This is a genomic window from Mycoplasma bradburyae (genome assembly GCF_024339025.1).
GTDB classification, from domain to species: domain Bacteria; phylum Bacillota_I; class Bacilli_A; order Mycoplasmatales; family Mycoplasmoidaceae; genus Mycoplasmoides; species Mycoplasmoides bradburyae.
Genome location: NZ_CP101415.1, coordinates 619,435 through 636,212, shown reverse-complemented (window position 1 = coordinate 636,212; position 16,778 = coordinate 619,435). Strand labels below are relative to the sequence as shown.

The window sequence follows — 16,778 nt, the reverse complement described above, 5'->3', positions numbered from 1 at the left end:
AATTAACTCATAGCAAGATCACGAGGTAAAAAATATGTTCGCAAGCTTTACACCAGATGAAGAAAAAAATGTTTTAAAGAAGTTTTCTAGAAACCTTAATGATGAAATTGCGAGAAACGCAATTGATCCTACAATAGGTAGAGAAGAAGAAATCAGAAGACTAATAGAAATATTAAGTAGAAAAAATAAAAACAATCCAGTTTTAATCGGGGAACCAGGTGTCGGTAAAACAGCTATTGTAGAAGGGTTTGCTAGAAAGATAGTTAATGGAGATGTTCCAGAAAATCTAAAAGATGTCGAAGTTATTGAATTATCCCTATCATCTTTAATAGCAGGAACTAAATACCAAGGATCATTTGAAGAACGATTAACTAAAATTTTAAAAGAAGTAAAAGATTCGGACGGAAAAATTGTTTTATTTATCGATGAAATTCACCAATTAGTAGGAATGGGTAAAAATTCATCTAACTCAGCAATGGATGCTGCAAATATTTTGAAACCTATGATGGCTAGAGGTGAAATCAAGGTTATTGGAGCAACAACAATTGATGAATATCGAAAATATATTGAAAACGACGGCGCTCTTGAACGTAGAATGCAAAAGATTTTAGTTAATGAACCTTCTAAACAAGAAGCATTAACAATTATGAGAGGCCTTAAAGAAAGATGAGAAGCCTTTCATAAAGTAAGAATTTATGACGATGCATTAGTTGCTGCTGTTGAAATGTCTTCTAGATACATTTCTGATCGTTACTTACCAGATAAAGCTATCGACTTAATTGATGAAGCTGCAGCTAAAATAAAGACATTAATTCATTCATTGCCACCAGAATTAGATAGCATTAAACAGAAAATTATTTATTCTAGCACAGAACTTGCTGCTTTAGAACAAGAAAAAAAAGAGAATGTTAACAATGCTAAGTTAGGAAGAATAGAACAATTAAAAAATGAAATTAAAGTACTAACGGACAAAAAGAATGAATTAACTGAGAAATGAAATAAACAAAAAACAATTTATGAACGTATTAATAAATTAAAAGAAGAATTAGCTAACATTAATGCTGAAGTTGAAAAATATCAAATTTCAGGAGACTTTACTCAAGCTTCAAGATTACTATATTTAGAGATTCCAAAAAGACAAGCAGAAATTGAAGCTAAGAGCAAAGAATTGGCTAATTTTACCGAGAATTTGATAAAAACTTCTATTTCAAGAGTTGAAATTGCAGAAGTAATTTCTCAAGCTACAAAAATACCATTAACTAAATTAGTTGCATCTGAACAACAAAAATTATTAAACCTTAAAAATGATCTATCTAAATATGTAAAAGGACAAGATCATGCAATTCAAACTGTATCAGATGCGGTGCTTAGAGGTAGAGCGCAAATAAACGATCCTAATCGTCCGATTGGTTCATTCTTATTCCTAGGACCTACAGGTGTTGGTAAAACTGAAGTAGCTAAAAAACTTGCTTATTGTTTATTCGATAATGAAAAAGCAATGATAAGAATTGATATGTCAGAATTTATGGAACGACATTCTGTAGATAAGCTAATTGGTTCACCTCCTGGATATGTTGGATATGATCAACCGGGTGTGTTATCTGATGCTATAAGAACTAAGCCATATGCTGTTGTTTTATTTGATGAAATAGAAAAAGCGCATCCAGATGTTCTTAATATATTGCTGCAAATATTAGATGATGGTCAATTAACTGATAATCACAATAGATTAGTTAATTTCAAAAACACAATAATAATTATGACTTCTAATATCGGTGCTGAACATATATTAGCTAATAATCCAAGTAAGACTATTGAAGATTTAAAGAAAGTGATGCGTCCTGAATTGCTTAATAGAATTGATGAATTAGTCACTTTCAGAGCTTTAAATGACAAAGACTTATTTGCTATATCTGAAAAATTATTAAATGAATTAACAGTAAGAATTAAGGAACAACAAATAACTGTTACATTCGATAAAAAAGTAATTGAAAGAGTTGCTAAAAACGGAGCTAACACTACTCTTGGAGCTAGACCGTTAAAACGTTATATTCAAAAAGAAGTAGAGAATTTTTTGGCTAAAAAAATACTTGAAAATAAACTTGAGAAAAACAACTCATATATCTGTAGTGTAGATAGTCAAGCTAATGAATTAACTATCTCCAATTACAAAAAAACTGTTTCTTAAAAATATTAAAAATATGCGGTAAAAATAATAAAAAACGAGATTAATTTTCGTTTTTATTTTGTTTATATCGCTTAATTATATTTATTGCTTCATTAAAAACTTCTTCTTCATTTTTATCGTTTGTATCTAAATAAACGACATTAAAATTAAATTTCTTTTGTTGGTTTATAAATTCTTGTTTGTATATCTGATGAAGATGTTTTCAATAATCTAAATTATTCTCAAAAGTAGTTGTTTCAACTAAGCGATTTCTTTTAAAAATTCTTTTCTTAAATTCTTCGAAATTGAAGTCTAAATAAATAACTAAATCAGGAAGTTTATCTTCTGATATTAAAACATCAAACAGCGCTTCATATGCTCTTAGATATTTTTTAGGTTTTAATGTGAGTTTGTTTTTAGCAAAAATAAAGTGTTCTTGATTAAATCGGTCAGCAAAGATGTAATCATGTTTTTCATTCAATGCTTGTTTAAGGTTTCTTGAATAGTTTTGTACTATGTAAGATTGAAAAGCGAAATCAATTGAACCATTTTTGTTATATAGTCATTCTAAGAATTGACTAAATACTTTATCGTTTTCTTCATATTCAAGTAAAATTTTTGAATTACTAAAGTAAGAAAACAAACGTTTAGAAAGACTAGATTTTCCACTAGCAACCATTCCACTTATTGCGATCAACATAATTATTTCTTGTGATTATCTATAATTTCTACAGCTTTTTGAAAAACTTCTTCTTCAGTCATGTTATTTGTATTAATAAAGTATGTTTTAACTTTATACTTTTCACATAAAATTTCGAAGTTTTTACGGTAAATTTTATGTAATTCTTTCCAATAATCTAAATTTTTGTCAAAGTTTTCTACTTCAACTTCTCGATTTCTTAAAAATAATCTTTTTTTGAAATTATCGAAATCTACATCTAAAAAAATAGCCAAATCAGGAATTTCATTTTCATCAATCATGCTATCAAACATTGCTTGATATGCCTTAAGGAATTTTTCTCCTTTTTTAGATAAAATCAATGTAGCAAAAATATTATGTTCAATACAAAAACGATCAATAATAATATGATCTGTTTTAGGATTCTTATTTGCCTTCTTATATTCTTCTCATATCTCTTCCATTTTTGTGGAATGATTTTCGCAAATATAAGCTTGAAAACTTATTTCGGTATTAGGTTGTTTTTCATATAACCATTCTAGGAACTTATTAAAAACAATATCGTTTTCTTTAAATTCTTTTAAAAACATAGAAGTTTTATAGTATTCATGAATTCTTTTAGATAGAACACTTTTTCCGCTGGCAACCATGCCGCTTATTCCAATTAACAAATCAAGCACCCCTTTTTCCTTATTTTAAGTTAGTTAATATTATAAAAATTATTAATTTTTATTAATGACGCAAATTCTAACTATTAAAACGTTTAAAATTCTATAGCTACAATCTAATGAATAAATATAATATAATTATCTATAATTTAATAATTAAATTATATGACATCTGATAGTCCATCCGTCACGGATACTAGTGCCGTAGGCATATATGTGCTTTATGGGGTACTAATATTTATTTTTTTATTGATTTCTGTTGTGTTTTCAGCCTCTGAAACAGCATTTACAAGTTTGACTGGCTTTAAATGGAACGGATATATAAAAGAACATAATATTCAAGGGAAATTAAAAACAAGAATTGTTAATAAGTTAATTAAGAATTTTACCTTAACACTTTCAACAATTTTGATTTGTAATAATTTAGCCAATATTATCATTTCTACGCTTTCTACATTATTATTCAATAAGATCATTAGTAACCAAGCTGTTGGTTCGTCTATTGCTGTCTTTGTTACTACTTTAGTAACTTTATTTATTGGTGAAATAGTTCCGAAATCGATTGCTAAATTCAGACCAATAAAAACAGTCTTATTATTTAGTTTTTTAATGATCTTCTTTTATTATTTAGTTTTTCCGATAACTTATATAATATCTAAGATTTTTAGAAAATATTCGAATACTCAAACGAGCGAAAAAGAAGTTTCTTTCTTTATTGATGAAATTAAGAAAGAAGGTGTTTTAGAAGATGATGAGGCTTTGTTGGTAAAAAACGCGATAAACTTTGACGAAATATCAATTAATCAAGTTTTTGTTGATTGAAAAGAAGTTACATATGCTAACCAGCACAGCTCAATTTCATTAATAAAAAAACACTTCTTAACTGATAATGTTTCAAGAATACCTATTGTTAATGATGAAAATAAAACAATAGGTGTATTGCATTTAAAAGATTATCTAAGTATTGTAGAAAACAAAGATGAAGATAATTGACTTGAATACCTAACTGATCCGCTATATGTTTTAGTTGATTACAAACTTGATAAAGTTTTACGTTTAATGAAACGTAATAGAGTTCAAATAGCTATTGTTGTTAATAATTTTAATGATTACGAATCAATCGGAATCATTACTATGGAAGATCTTCTAGAACAACTTGTTGGTCAGATTTATGATGAACAAGACGAGGTTGGTAATATTCAAGAAATTAATGCTTACACTTGAATGGTTGATTCATCGATCAATGCACAAGCTTTCTTACATAAATACATTAACCCTAGTATTAATGTTAAGAAGAATATAAAATTATTGGATTATATCAATAACAATAAAGAGCATAACGCAAGGTTTGAAAATGATATATACTACGATGATTTTATGACTGTAAAATACTTAAAATATGATGAAGATACAAAAGTTAAACTGATAGAGATCGTAAGAAATGAAACCCAACCAACTGAAGCTAATATAAATTAATCAAAATGTTAAAAAAACGCGGCAAAAACAATAATCTTTTGCTTAATAGAAAACAAAAAATTTATAAGCTATTAAAGATTATTTTTATCGGTGAAACGATCAGTCAAAAAATCGCTCATTTCTATATTTACTTTATTTTAATTGGATCTATTTTGTTATATATTCCAATATCTTTAAAATATAGTGATACCTATGAAAAAGTAACTAGTTTAACTTATCAAGGATTAAATGCAGAAGCATTAATTGAAAAAGAAAAGTATTCTTTTATTGACGCGTTTTTTATAGCCACTTCTGCTTTTAGTGATACTGGTTTATCTACTTTAGTTGTTAGAGAGACTTTTACTATTTTTGGACAAGTAATCCTAGCGATACTTATTGAAGTGGGTGGTGTAGGTTTCGTTGTCTTTTGATATCTAATTTGAAAAGTATTTGCAAAAATTTTTAAAGATCATTCAACATTAGAAAAAACATTATTGTTGCAATCAGAAAGAGGTGGTGAAAAAATATCGACCACTTCAAAAACGATTATCGTTTCAGTAATAGCAGTAATGATTTTTCAAATTCTATATTCGATCTTCTATGCATTGTATTTTTATTTCGTTCCAGCATATGAACAACAGAATATTTTAAACTTGCAAATTACTAATGTTGATAGCACTTTAATTAACTTTAAAGCGTCACAAATAACAGTAGATAATAAGTTTCAAAAATTCTTTACTTATCACAACCCAGGTGCTGCTATTTGAGCAGGAATATTTCATTCAGTTTCTTCGATAAATAACGCAGGTTTTGATATTTTTGGACCATTCTCTTTATCAAGTTTTAAGAACGATTATCATATCCTTTTATTATTCATTACAGCTACACAATTCTTTATAGGAGGGATAGGTTATCCAACAATCTTTGATATTTATGAAAAAATTAGATATAAAAGACTATATAAAAATACCATTAAGTATAAGTTTAGTATCTTTACTAAACTATCATTGATAACTTCAGCAATATTATTAACGTTACCAATTATAATAGTAGCTCCAGTTGAATTATTAGCTAAAAATGGGTCATTTAGAGTTACTTCACAATTCTTTGAGGAATCATTAAAAGGTAATCTAACATTTGAATCTTCACTTAATATAAATACTGAAAACGATTTATACCATACGATATATGGTAAAAATCCTCAATTAAATTATCTTTTAAACCTGTGATTTATGATTTTTTCAACTAGGTCTGCAGGTTTTGCTACGATTAGCATGTATAACTTAACTGATGCAAGTAAGTTGCTTTTAAGTATCTTGATGTTTATTGGTGCTGCACCTTCATCTACTGCTGGGGGTATTAGAACCACAACATTTGCTTTAGTTATTGTAGCTATTTTCCAGAAATTTAAGGGATATAAACAAGTGAGATTATTCAAACGATCAATACCATCTGAAACAGTTAATAATGCTTATTTGATAACTATTTTAAGTACGGCATTTATTACGATTGCTATCCTTGGTACACACATTACATTTATCTTAGTGAAACCTGATGTTCGTTTTAGTATTATGGATGTTTTATTCGAATATTCTTCAGGATATGGAACGGTAGGATTATCAGTTGGTATCACTTCATATTTAACATCAATCACATTAGTTCCATTGGTATTATTAATCGCACTAATGATTATTGGACAATTGGGCGTAACAACATCAATTCTTGCTTGAGTTAAGAGTAATGTCACCAAGTCGAACTACTCTTATGTTGATGAAGATGTAAAAATTGGTTAAAAAAATTATTGTATATCAATAATTAATTGAAAGATTAATTTTAGAAAAATCTATAATTTATCATTATTTAAATCATTTTCAAAAGGACGAATATAACAATGAATAAAATCTTAGTAATTAACGCTGGGTCAAGTTCAATAAAATTTCAACTTTACGATGCTTCTGAAAAAGTGTTAGCTAAAGGTCTATGTGAAAGAATCTTTATTGATGGCGCATACAAATATGAATTCAGCGACGGAACTAAAGAAGAAAGCACGGCTGCTTTCCCTAATCATAAAGAGGCTTTAAGTCACTTATTAGAATCATTAAAAAAACATAAAGTAATTAATGATCTAAATGAAATAGTGGGTGTTGGTCATCGTGTTGTACAAGGTGCTTATTGAAAAGATTCAACATTAGTAACACCAGAAGTTTTAGAACAAATCTATGACTTAGCTAAACTAGCTCCGCTTCACAACAAACCAGAAGCTGATGTTATTGATGTAGTACAAAAACTAATACCATCTGCTAAAAATGTAGCAGTATTTGATACTACATTCCACACAACAATGCCAGAAGTTTCTTGAGCATACGCTATACCAGGTGAATGAAAAGATAAACACTTAGTAAGAAGATATGGTTACCATGGAACTAGTTATCGTTACATTACTAAACGATTCGAAGAAATTCTTAATAAGAAATCAGTAAACCTAATTGTATGTCATCTTGGTAATGGTGCTTCAGTTGCTGCTATTAAAGGATCACAATCGATTAATACAACAATGGGATTCACTCCACTTGAAGGTTTAGTAATGGGTACTAGAAGTGGTGATATCGATCCTTCAGTTATTCAATATATTGCTAAACAAACAAACCGAACACTAGATGAAATTACTAATGATTTAAATAAAAAATCAGGTTTATTAGGTTTATCTGGTTATGCTGATATGAGAGATGTTGAAGCTAACTTACCTAAAACTCAAGTAGCAATCGATTTATATACGCAAAGAGTAGCTGATTATATTGTTAAATACGCTAACCAAATAAATGAACCGATTGATGGTATTGTATTCACTGCTGGTGTTGGTGAAAACTCTGCTACTATCGTTCAAAAAGTAATGTCTAGAGTTAACTTGCTAAAAGTTTCGTTAGATTCAAATGCTTTTGAAAATAAATACTCAGATTACAGAAAAATCTCAGATGCTAATAGCCAAGTAGATGTATACCAAGTTAGAACGAACGAAGAAATCATGATTATGCGCGATGTTGTTCGTCTATCTAAATAAAAATATTCTATTTGTCAAGTATAACTGTAATAAAATATCAGTTTTGAACTTTTCAAAATAGCTACCTGTCTACCGAAAAAATAATAAAAAAAATAATAAAAAATTATATTAATAGTATCTATACTAAAAAATATAGAAATTTCATAAGGATAAATATATAAATGAAAGTTATTGTAGTAGGAATTAACCATGCTGGTACTTCTGCGATTCGCACAATGCTGGCTGAAAATCCAAAATTAGAAGTAGTTGCTTATGACCGTAACGATAACATCTCTTTCTTAGGATGTGGTATTGCTTTAGCGGTTAGTGGAGTTGTTAAAGATACAACTGATTTATTCTATTCTAATCCAGAACAACTTCAATCAATGGGAGCTAAAGTTCACATGAAACACGAAGTTGTATCAATTGATCATGCTAAAAAAACTGTTGTTATTCGCGATTTAGTTAAAGATACAACTTTTGAAGATAGCTATGATAAATTGATTCTAGCAACTGGTTCTTGACCGATTACTACAGCTGATGCAGGTCTTCATTTCACTGAAAAATTCTGTGGTGGAATTGAAGGTTTAGTAACTTGTAAAACTTACCAACACGCTTTAGAAATCATCGATCAATTTAAAAAACCTGATGTTAATAACATCGTTGTAATTGGTGCTGGTTATATTGGTGTTGAATTAGTAGAAGCTGCTCACCAAAGAGGTAAAAAAACTTTATTAGTTGATATGTTACCAAGACCTGCAGCGAATTACTTTGATAAAGAATTCGGTGAAGATTTAGCGACTTCAATGAAAAAAGAAGGTGTTGATGTTAGATGTGGCACAAAAGTGATGGGCTACTTAGTTGACACTGAAGGTGGTAAAAAGGTAATTAGAGGTATTACTTTAGAAAAAGATGGTGTTGAAACTAAAGTTGAAGCTGACTTAGTTATTCAATGTATCGGTTTCTTACCAAATACATCATTACTACCAGATGCTCACAAAGTTAAAAACGGTGCTTTAATCATCGATCAATATTGTCAAACTTCTATTAAAGATGTTTATGCAATTGGTGGTGCTGCAGCTATTATGAACGCAGCAACTGGTGAATATCAAAACATCGACTTAGCAACTAATGCTGTTAAAACTGGGGTTGTAGCAGCTTCTCATATTAATGGAATGGACAACATTAAATTAGAAAATGTTGTTGGAACTAACGCTATTCACGTATTTAATCACCACTTAGCATCAACTGGTATCTCTGAAGAAGTTGCTAAAATTCGTGGTATCGAAGTTGCTACTTCATACTTTGAAGATGCTGACCGTCCAGAATGAATGAACACTTATGACAAAGTTAAGATTAAATTAGTATTTGATCCTAAAACTTTAAGATTATTAGGTGCTCAAGTGGGTTCAACTAAGAATAACCATTCTGAAGTTATTTACTTCCTAGCTTTAGCAATCCAAAGAAAATTAACTCTTGTAGATATTGCTTTTGCTGACGTATTCTTCCTACCTCACTACAACAAACCATTCAACTTTATTATTAGCGCGATTCTTCAAGCTTTAGGGTTAAATTATTTCAAACAAAGTATTAAATAATCTAAAAAGAAAATAATAATAAAGTAAAATTAAACTATAAGGACAAAACAATAAAGATATGGCAATCATTGTTAAAAATAAAATTCCTGAACTATTACATAGAGTAATCGACAACGAAGGTCGTGTGATCGATCCTAGCTATGTTCAAAAGTTATCAGATGAAAGAATTATCGAAGCTTACTACTACATGAACTTATCGAGAGAACTTGATAAGAAAATGTTAATCTGACAACGTTCAGGTAAGATGCTTACATTAGCTCCTAACCTAGGTGAAGAAGCTTTACAAATCGCTACTTCTCTAGCTATGACTAAAAAAGACTGATTAGTACCAGCATTTAGATCAGGTGGATTAATGCTTCACAGAGGTGTTAGACCTTACCAATTAATGCTTTACTGAAACGGTAATGAAAAAGGTAACATTTTTGATGAAGGTGTAAGAGTAGTTCCGGTTAATATTACAATTGGTGCTCAATACTCTCAAGCTGCTGGTATTGGTTATGCTTTAAAATACAATAAAGAAAGAGCTGCTGCTGTTACTTTCATCGGTGATGGTGGTACTGCTGAAGGTGAATTCTATGAAGCAATGAACATGGCTTCAATTCACAAATGACAAACAGTTTTCTGTGTTAACAATAACCAATACGCTATCTCTACAAGAACTCACTTAGAAAGTGCTGCTAGCGATATTTCAACTAAAGCAATCGCTGTTAATATGCCAAGAGTAAGAGTGGATGGTAACGACTTATTAGCATCTTACGACGCTATGTTAGAAGCTGTTGAATACGCTAGAAGTGGTATGGGTCCAATTCTTGTTGAATTCATTACTTACCGCCAAGGACCTCACACAACTTCAGACGACCCTTCAGTATACAGAACTAAGGAAGAAGAAGCGGAAGCTAAAAAATCAGATCCAATCGCAAGAATCAAGAAGTTCTTAATAGCTAAAGGTCTATGAGACGAAAATAAAGAACAAACTATGTTCCAACAAATTGAAGCTAAGATTGAAGAAGAATACAACATTATGCTTCAACACATCAAAACTACAGTTGATGATGTTTTTGATCACACTTTTGCTACATTGCCAGAAGATCTTCTAGAACAAAAAGCAATTGCTAAAAAATACTTTGAAAACAAATAATTCTTGCACAGGAGAACTTAAATAATGAGTGATAAAATTATCGTAAACAATATTGAAGCCTTAAACAACGCTTTAGATATTGCCTTAACAAAAGATAAAAGCGTAGTTCTATACGGTGAAGACGCTGGTTTTGAAGGTGGTGTATTTAGAGCTACTAAAGGATTACAACAAAAACACGGTGCTGAAAGAGTATGAGACTCTCCAATTGCTGAAAACGCAATCATGGGTAGTGCTATCGGTGCTTCATACGCTGGATTAAAACCAATAGTTGAAGTTCAATTCTCTGGATTCAGTTATCTAATTATGCAACAACTATTCTGTCACGCTGCAAGAATTAGACATAGAACTAGAGGTAAAATGAACGCTCCTTTAGTAGTAAGAATGCCTATGGGTGGTGGTATTAAAGCTTTAGAACACCACTCTGAATCATTAGAAGCAATCTACGCTCACATTCCTGGTGTTAAAGTTGTTATGCCTTGTAACCCTTATGACACTAAAGGTTTAATGTTAGCTGCTATTAACGATCCAGACCCAGTTGTATTCTTTGAACCTAAGAAAATTTACCGTTCATTCAAACAAGAAATTCCAGCTGGTGAATACATTGTTGAAATTGGTAAAGCTAATGTTTTAACTCAAGGTAACCAATTAACTATCGTTACTTACGGTGCTAATGTTATTGATACTTTAGAAATCGTTAAACAATACCCTGCTGGTCTTATCGAATTAATTGACTTAAGAACAATTTCTCCATTAGACTGAAACACTGTTTTAGGTTCAGTTCAAAAAACTGGTAGATTACTAGTTGTTCATGAAGCTGTTAAATCATTCAGCTTAAGCTCTGAAATTATTACTAAAGTAACTGAAAAATTATTCCACAGCTTAAAGAAAGCTCCAGCTCGTGTAACTGGTTTTGACATTACTGTTCCTTTAGCAAAAGGTGAAGCTATCCAATTCGACCTTAAACAAAGAACAATTGATGCTATTAACGAATTACTAGCTTAGTTTTTTAAATAATATCTATCGTTTTTATTAATTATTTAGTTAATAAAAGCGATATTTATTAACGTAAATAACTTTTTAAAATTTAATTAATTTATAATTACCAATATTTTCATAATTTATAGAAAGATAAAATAAAACATGTTTGAATACAAATTTACAGACGTTGGTGAAGGACTTCACGAAGGTGTTGTGGCTCAAATCTACGTTAAAGTAGGTGACACAATTAAAGAAGGTGATCCTATGTTCTCAGTTGAAACTGATAAAGTTACAACTGACTTACCAGCTCCTCAAGGTGGAGTTGTTACTTCAATTCTTGCTTCTGTTGGACAAACTGTTCACGTTGGTGAAGTAATGTTAATCCTTAATGGTGATGGTTCAGCTCCAGCTGCTGCTCCCGCTGCTAGTCACGCTGCTCCAGCTCCAGCTGCTCCAGCATTTGGATTCCCTTCAGCTGCTCCAGCTCCTGCTGCTGCTCCTGCTTTCTCATTCCCAAGCGCTCCAGCTGCTGCTCCTGCTCCTGCTGCTGATTCTGGTGAATCAGGCGGTGGTGGCGCTTCTGTAGTAGGTGAAGTTAAAGTATCTAATACTTTATTCGGATTATTTGGTGATCAAGGTGGTTCAAGTTCATCAACTCCTGCTTTCTCAACTCCTACTCCTGCCCCTGCTACTCCAAGTTTTGCAGCTACTCCTTTAGCTCAAGCTGTTGCTAGTGATTTAAATGTAAATTTAGCTAATGTAACTCCTGCTAACGGTGCTAAGGTATTTTCTAGTGATGTATTTGCTTCTGCTGGTTCATCTGCTCCTGCAAGTGCTAACGCTAATGAAACTTATCAAGAAATTACATCAGTTAGAAAAGCTATTGCTAAGGCAATGACTACTGCTAATGATGAAATTCCTACAACTGTTTTAACTTTCAACTTTGATGTAACTAAATTAGTTGCTTACAGAAAACAAGTTAAAGATGCAGTTTTAGCTAACCACCAAGTTAAGTTATCATTCTTACCATTCTTACTAAAAGCAATTACTAAAACTATCGCTAGTTACCCTATCTTTAATTCTCAATACGACAAAACTAACAACAGATTAGTTTTAAAGAAAAATGTTAACTTAGGTATTGCTGTTGATACTGCTGATGGTTTAATGGTTCCAAACATTAAAGCCGCTCAAGATAAATCGATTATTGAGATCGCTAAAGAAGTAACTACGTTAGCTGAGAAAGCTCGTTCTAAGAAATTAGGTTTAGCTGATTTATCTGAAGGGACTATTAGTGTAACTAACTTTGGTTCTATCGGCGCTTTATTCGGTACTCCAATCATTAAATTCCCTGAAGTTGCAATCATTGCTACTGGTACAGTTGAAGAAAGATTATCAAGAACTCCTGATAACCAAATTCTAGTTAAGCAAATTATGCCTATTACAATCGCAGCTGACCACAGATGAATTGATGGGGCTGACATCGGTCGTTTCGCTAAAACATTAAGAGAAATTATCGAAAACCTTGATGGTTTATTAATCTAATAAAATAAGAGATCTTTCTAATAAATTTAAATAGTATGTATAACTATGATGTCATTGTCATCGGGGCTGGTCCTGGTGGATATGTAGCAGGTGAACACGCTGCTAAAAACGGTCTTAAGACCCTTGTAATTGAACGAGGAACTTATGGTGGTGTTTGTTTAAATGTTGGTTGTATTCCAACTAAAGCTTTATTACAAACTGCTAAAGTTAAACACTACATTAGCAAATCTTCTGAATATGGTCTAGATTTAGCTAATCCGAATCCAACTATCAATTGACAAAATGTTTTAAATAGAAAAAACGCAGTAGTTAATAAGTTAGTAAATGGTGTTAAAACTATCTTAAAAACAGCTAAAGCTGAAACTATCGTTGGTGAAGCTGTGATTATTGATGGTCATACTGTTAGCGTAAATAATCAGTACATTACAGCTAAAAACATTATTGTTGCTACTGGTTCTTCTCCAAGAAAATTATCTCTTCCTGGATTTGATCAAGGTCGTGCTGAAGGTGTGATTATCGATTCTACAAGAGCATTAGAATTACCTCAAGTACCACAATCACTAGTTGTAATAGGTGGTGGTGTAATTGGTATCGAATTTGCAAGCTTATACGCTTCATTAGGAACTAATGTAACTATTCTTCAAGCTGTTGATCGTTTATGCGAAACTCTTGATAAGGATGCTAGTGATTTCATGGCTAAAAAGATGAAGTCATTAGGTGTTAATGTTGTTTATAATGCTAAGATTTTAGGTTACCAAACAGGTTCAATTATTTACGAAGATAAGGGAACTGCTTACCAACTACCAGCTCAATATATCTTAGAATCAGTTGGTCGCATTGTTAATGATCAAGTGTTCGGTTCATTTAATGTTGCTAGAGATGAACGTGGCCGAATTAAGTTAAATGATAAATTACAAACTTCTTGTGATTCAATCTATGTTATCGGTGACGCTGCTGGTCAAGTGTTATTAGCCCACTACGCTTATCACCACGCAACTTACGCTGTTGATATCATCTTAGGTAGAAAACCTAAATCAGTTGAACCTTTAATGACTCCTGGTTGTATCTATACTTACCCAGAAGTTTCGACTATTGGTTATACTGAAGAACAACTTAAAGAAAAGGGTATTGAGTACGTTGTTGCTAAAATGCCTATGGCGATTAATGGTAAAGCGATTGCTGATGGTTCTACTGATGGATTTATCAAATTCATGTTTGGTAAGAAATACGGTGAAGTTTTAGGATGTGTATTAATCGCATCTACAGCAAGTGATATGATTTCTGAAATTGCTCTTGCTATGGAAAATGAACTTACTGTGTTTGAATTAGAACAAGCAATTCACCCACACCCAACAATTGCTGAAGTTATTTCAGAATGCGCTAAACAAGCTATTTATACACACTTCAACAATAAGCACTAAAAAATTAATTAATAATATAAGACCCTTTTAAGGGTCTTTTTTATCACACAAGCACTTATGGCATATTTTTACTTATCAGAATCTAACGATTGCTACATTAACGCAGCTACAGAAGAATACCTTCTAAAACACTTAAAACTAGAATTACCAATTATTTATATCTGGCAAAACGCTAATACGGTATTTATTGGTAAAAATCAAAACACAGCAGCGCAAATTAACATTAATGAAACTAGTAAAGATAATGTTAATTTAATCCGACGTTTTTCAGGCGGTGGAACTGTGTTCCAAGATATGGGTAATGTTTGTTATTCATATATTGATTATTTAGATGAAAAGCGTTCCAATGCCTACGAGTTTTTTGCTAGACCAATTATCGAATTTTTAAATAGCTTAAATATTAACGCAACATTTAAAGGTCGCAATGATCTTGAAATTGAAGGCATGAAATTCTCAGGAACTGCACAATACCTTTATCAAGATAAGATCTTACATCACGGAACGCTTTTATACGACACAGATATGACTAAGTTAGCTAAATATCTGCAAGTTGATAAATCAAAAATTCAAGCTAAAGGTATTGATTCGGTAGCAAAAAGAGTTACTAACATCATTGATCATTTAGATAAAAAGCAACCAGTTGAATGATTTGTTCAAGAATTAACAAAATTCTATTTCAAGAAATATTCAAATTTAACTGAAATCAAACTTGATGATCAAGCTAAAGAATGAATTAAAGATAGAGCGCAAAACCATTTTAAATCTTGGGATTGAATTTATGGTTCATCTAATGAATATAAATTTAATAATAAGAAAAGATTCACTGGTGGTGAATTAGAATTAAGTCTAAATACTGACCAAGGAAAAATTACTGATATTAAATTTAATGGTGACTTCTTAAGTGTAGCTCAAATTGAAGAAATTCAAAAAGCTTTAGTAGGAGTTAAATTTGATTACCAAAGTGTTAGTGATGTTTTAGATCAATTTGATTTAAAGTTATATTTAGGAACGATAACCAAAGAAGAATTAATGAGCTTATTGTTTGACAATAAATAATTTATTATAATAATCATTAGGATAAAAAGGTATTAATATGTCGATTAAAACGCAACGTATTGCGATTTTAACTTCAGGTGGCGATGCCCCTGGAATGAATGCTGCGATCTATGGATTAGTTCAGCAAGCAATTTTAAATAATATCCAACCATACTTAGTATATGAAGGATACAAAGGTTTGGTTGAAGATAATATAGTTTTAGCTAATCAACAAGAAGTTATTGATCATTTCTTTGATTCTGGAACATTTATCTATTCAGCTAGATTAGTTGAATTTAAAGATTTAGAAATCAGAAAAAAAGCTTTAAATAATCTAAAAGCAAAAAAGATCGATACATTAGTAGTAATCGGTGGTGATGGTTCTTATCAAGGAGCTAAGTTGTTATCTGAAATGGGTGTTAATGTAATAGCAATGCCTGGAACGATCGATAACGATGTAAGTTCATCAGATTACACAATTGGGTTTTACTCAGCGCTTGAGCATATTACAAGAACAATTCAAGAAATTATTTCAACAAGTACTTCACACAACCGTGTTTCAATATCTGAAGTAATGGGTCGTAGATGTGGTGATTTATCTGTTTATGCAGCACTTGCTACTAAAGCAGATCTAGTGATCACTCCTGAAAACATCAAAACAACTCAAGAAATAGTTGATTTAGTAGCTAAAAGAATGCTAGAAGATAAAAAACGTACAATGACAATTATTGTATGTGAACATATCTATGGTGAAGATAACCGTGATAGCTTAAAAGAAATCGCTAAACAAATTAATGATCAGTTAAATATTAAAACTAATGTTAACTATCTAACATACGGGCAACGTGGTCAGATTCCAACTCCAATGGAACGAATTTTAGCAATGCGTTTTGCGATTAAAGCATTTGAACATATTAACCAACAAGAATATAATCTGGTATTAGGATTGAGTGGCGATGAAATTAAAGCTTACAATTTTGACCAAGCTTTAAAAAAGAAAAATCCTTCAAGAATTAAGTTAATTGATCAAAGCAATAAAATTAATGGTGGTTTTAATTAA

The 16,778-nt window shown here is 31.0% G+C and carries 13 protein-coding genes; 11 read left to right on the top strand and 2 right to left on the bottom strand.

Annotated elements, in window-relative coordinates:
• The first annotated feature begins 34 nt into the window (after window positions 1-34).
• Entirely contained in the window at window positions 35-2,188 is a 2,154-nt protein-coding gene (locus NMG77_RS02520) for an ATP-dependent Clp protease ATP-binding subunit (RefSeq protein ID WP_255045661.1), read from the top strand.
• Window positions 2,189-2,228: 40 nt separating this feature from the next.
• Here NMG77_RS02520 and NMG77_RS02515 read toward each other — a convergent pair whose 3' ends face one another.
• Entirely contained in the window at window positions 2,229-2,867 is a 639-nt protein-coding gene (locus NMG77_RS02515) for a deoxynucleoside kinase (RefSeq protein WP_255045660.1), read from the bottom strand.
• A 2-nt stretch (window positions 2,868-2,869) separates the two neighbouring features.
• Window positions 2,870-3,526 (bottom strand): deoxynucleoside kinase, encoded by a 657-nt coding sequence (locus tag NMG77_RS02510; RefSeq protein WP_322098506.1) that lies wholly within the window; start codon window positions 3,524-3,526, stop codon window positions 2,870-2,872.
• Between the two features lie 153 nt (window positions 3,527-3,679).
• Between NMG77_RS02510 and NMG77_RS02505 the strand changes: the two genes are divergently transcribed.
• From NMG77_RS02505 to NMG77_RS02460, 10 genes are all read left to right on the top strand, one after another.
• Window positions 3,680-4,990, top strand: coding sequence for a CNNM domain-containing protein (locus tag NMG77_RS02505; protein WP_255034385.1), 1,311 nt, complete (start codon window positions 3,680-3,682; stop codon window positions 4,988-4,990).
• 5 nt (window positions 4,991-4,995) lie between these two features.
• Complete coding sequence (locus NMG77_RS02500; RefSeq protein WP_255045659.1) at window positions 4,996-6,762, top strand: TrkH family potassium uptake protein; 1,767 nt, start codon at window positions 4,996-4,998, stop codon at window positions 6,760-6,762.
• A 98-nt stretch (window positions 6,763-6,860) separates the two neighbouring features.
• Window positions 6,861-8,027 (top strand): acetate kinase, encoded by a 1,167-nt coding sequence (locus tag NMG77_RS02495; RefSeq protein WP_255045657.1) that lies wholly within the window; start codon window positions 6,861-6,863, stop codon window positions 8,025-8,027.
• Window positions 8,028-8,188: 161 nt separating this feature from the next.
• Window positions 8,189-9,604 (top strand): FAD-dependent oxidoreductase, encoded by a 1,416-nt coding sequence (locus NMG77_RS02490; protein WP_255034382.1) that lies wholly within the window; start codon window positions 8,189-8,191, stop codon window positions 9,602-9,604.
• A 58-nt stretch (window positions 9,605-9,662) separates the two neighbouring features.
• Entirely contained in the window at window positions 9,663-10,742 is a 1,080-nt protein-coding gene (pdhA, locus tag NMG77_RS02485) for a pyruvate dehydrogenase (acetyl-transferring) E1 component subunit alpha (RefSeq protein WP_255045656.1), read from the top strand.
• A gap of 24 nt (window positions 10,743-10,766) precedes the next feature.
• The gene (locus NMG77_RS02480) at window positions 10,767-11,744 is read left to right on the top strand and encodes an alpha-ketoacid dehydrogenase subunit beta (protein ID WP_255045655.1); all 978 of its coding nucleotides are present in this window, start codon (window positions 10,767-10,769) and stop codon (window positions 11,742-11,744) included.
• Window positions 11,745-11,882: 138 nt separating this feature from the next.
• Window positions 11,883-13,262 carry a dihydrolipoamide acetyltransferase family protein gene (locus tag NMG77_RS02475; RefSeq protein ID WP_255045654.1) on the top strand — a complete coding sequence of 460 codons (1,380 nt, stop codon included), beginning with the start codon at window positions 11,883-11,885 and terminating at the stop codon, window positions 13,260-13,262.
• Between the two features lie 35 nt (window positions 13,263-13,297).
• Window positions 13,298-14,683 (top strand): dihydrolipoyl dehydrogenase, encoded by a 1,386-nt coding sequence (gene lpdA / locus NMG77_RS02470; protein WP_255045653.1) that lies wholly within the window; start codon window positions 13,298-13,300, stop codon window positions 14,681-14,683.
• A gap of 57 nt (window positions 14,684-14,740) precedes the next feature.
• Window positions 14,741-15,739 (top strand): lipoate--protein ligase, encoded by a 999-nt coding sequence (locus NMG77_RS02465; protein ID WP_255034377.1) that lies wholly within the window; start codon window positions 14,741-14,743, stop codon window positions 15,737-15,739.
• 37 nt (window positions 15,740-15,776) lie between these two features.
• Window positions 15,777-16,778, top strand: a complete 1,002-nt coding sequence (locus NMG77_RS02460) for an ATP-dependent 6-phosphofructokinase (RefSeq protein WP_255034376.1) — start codon at window positions 15,777-15,779, stop codon at window positions 16,776-16,778.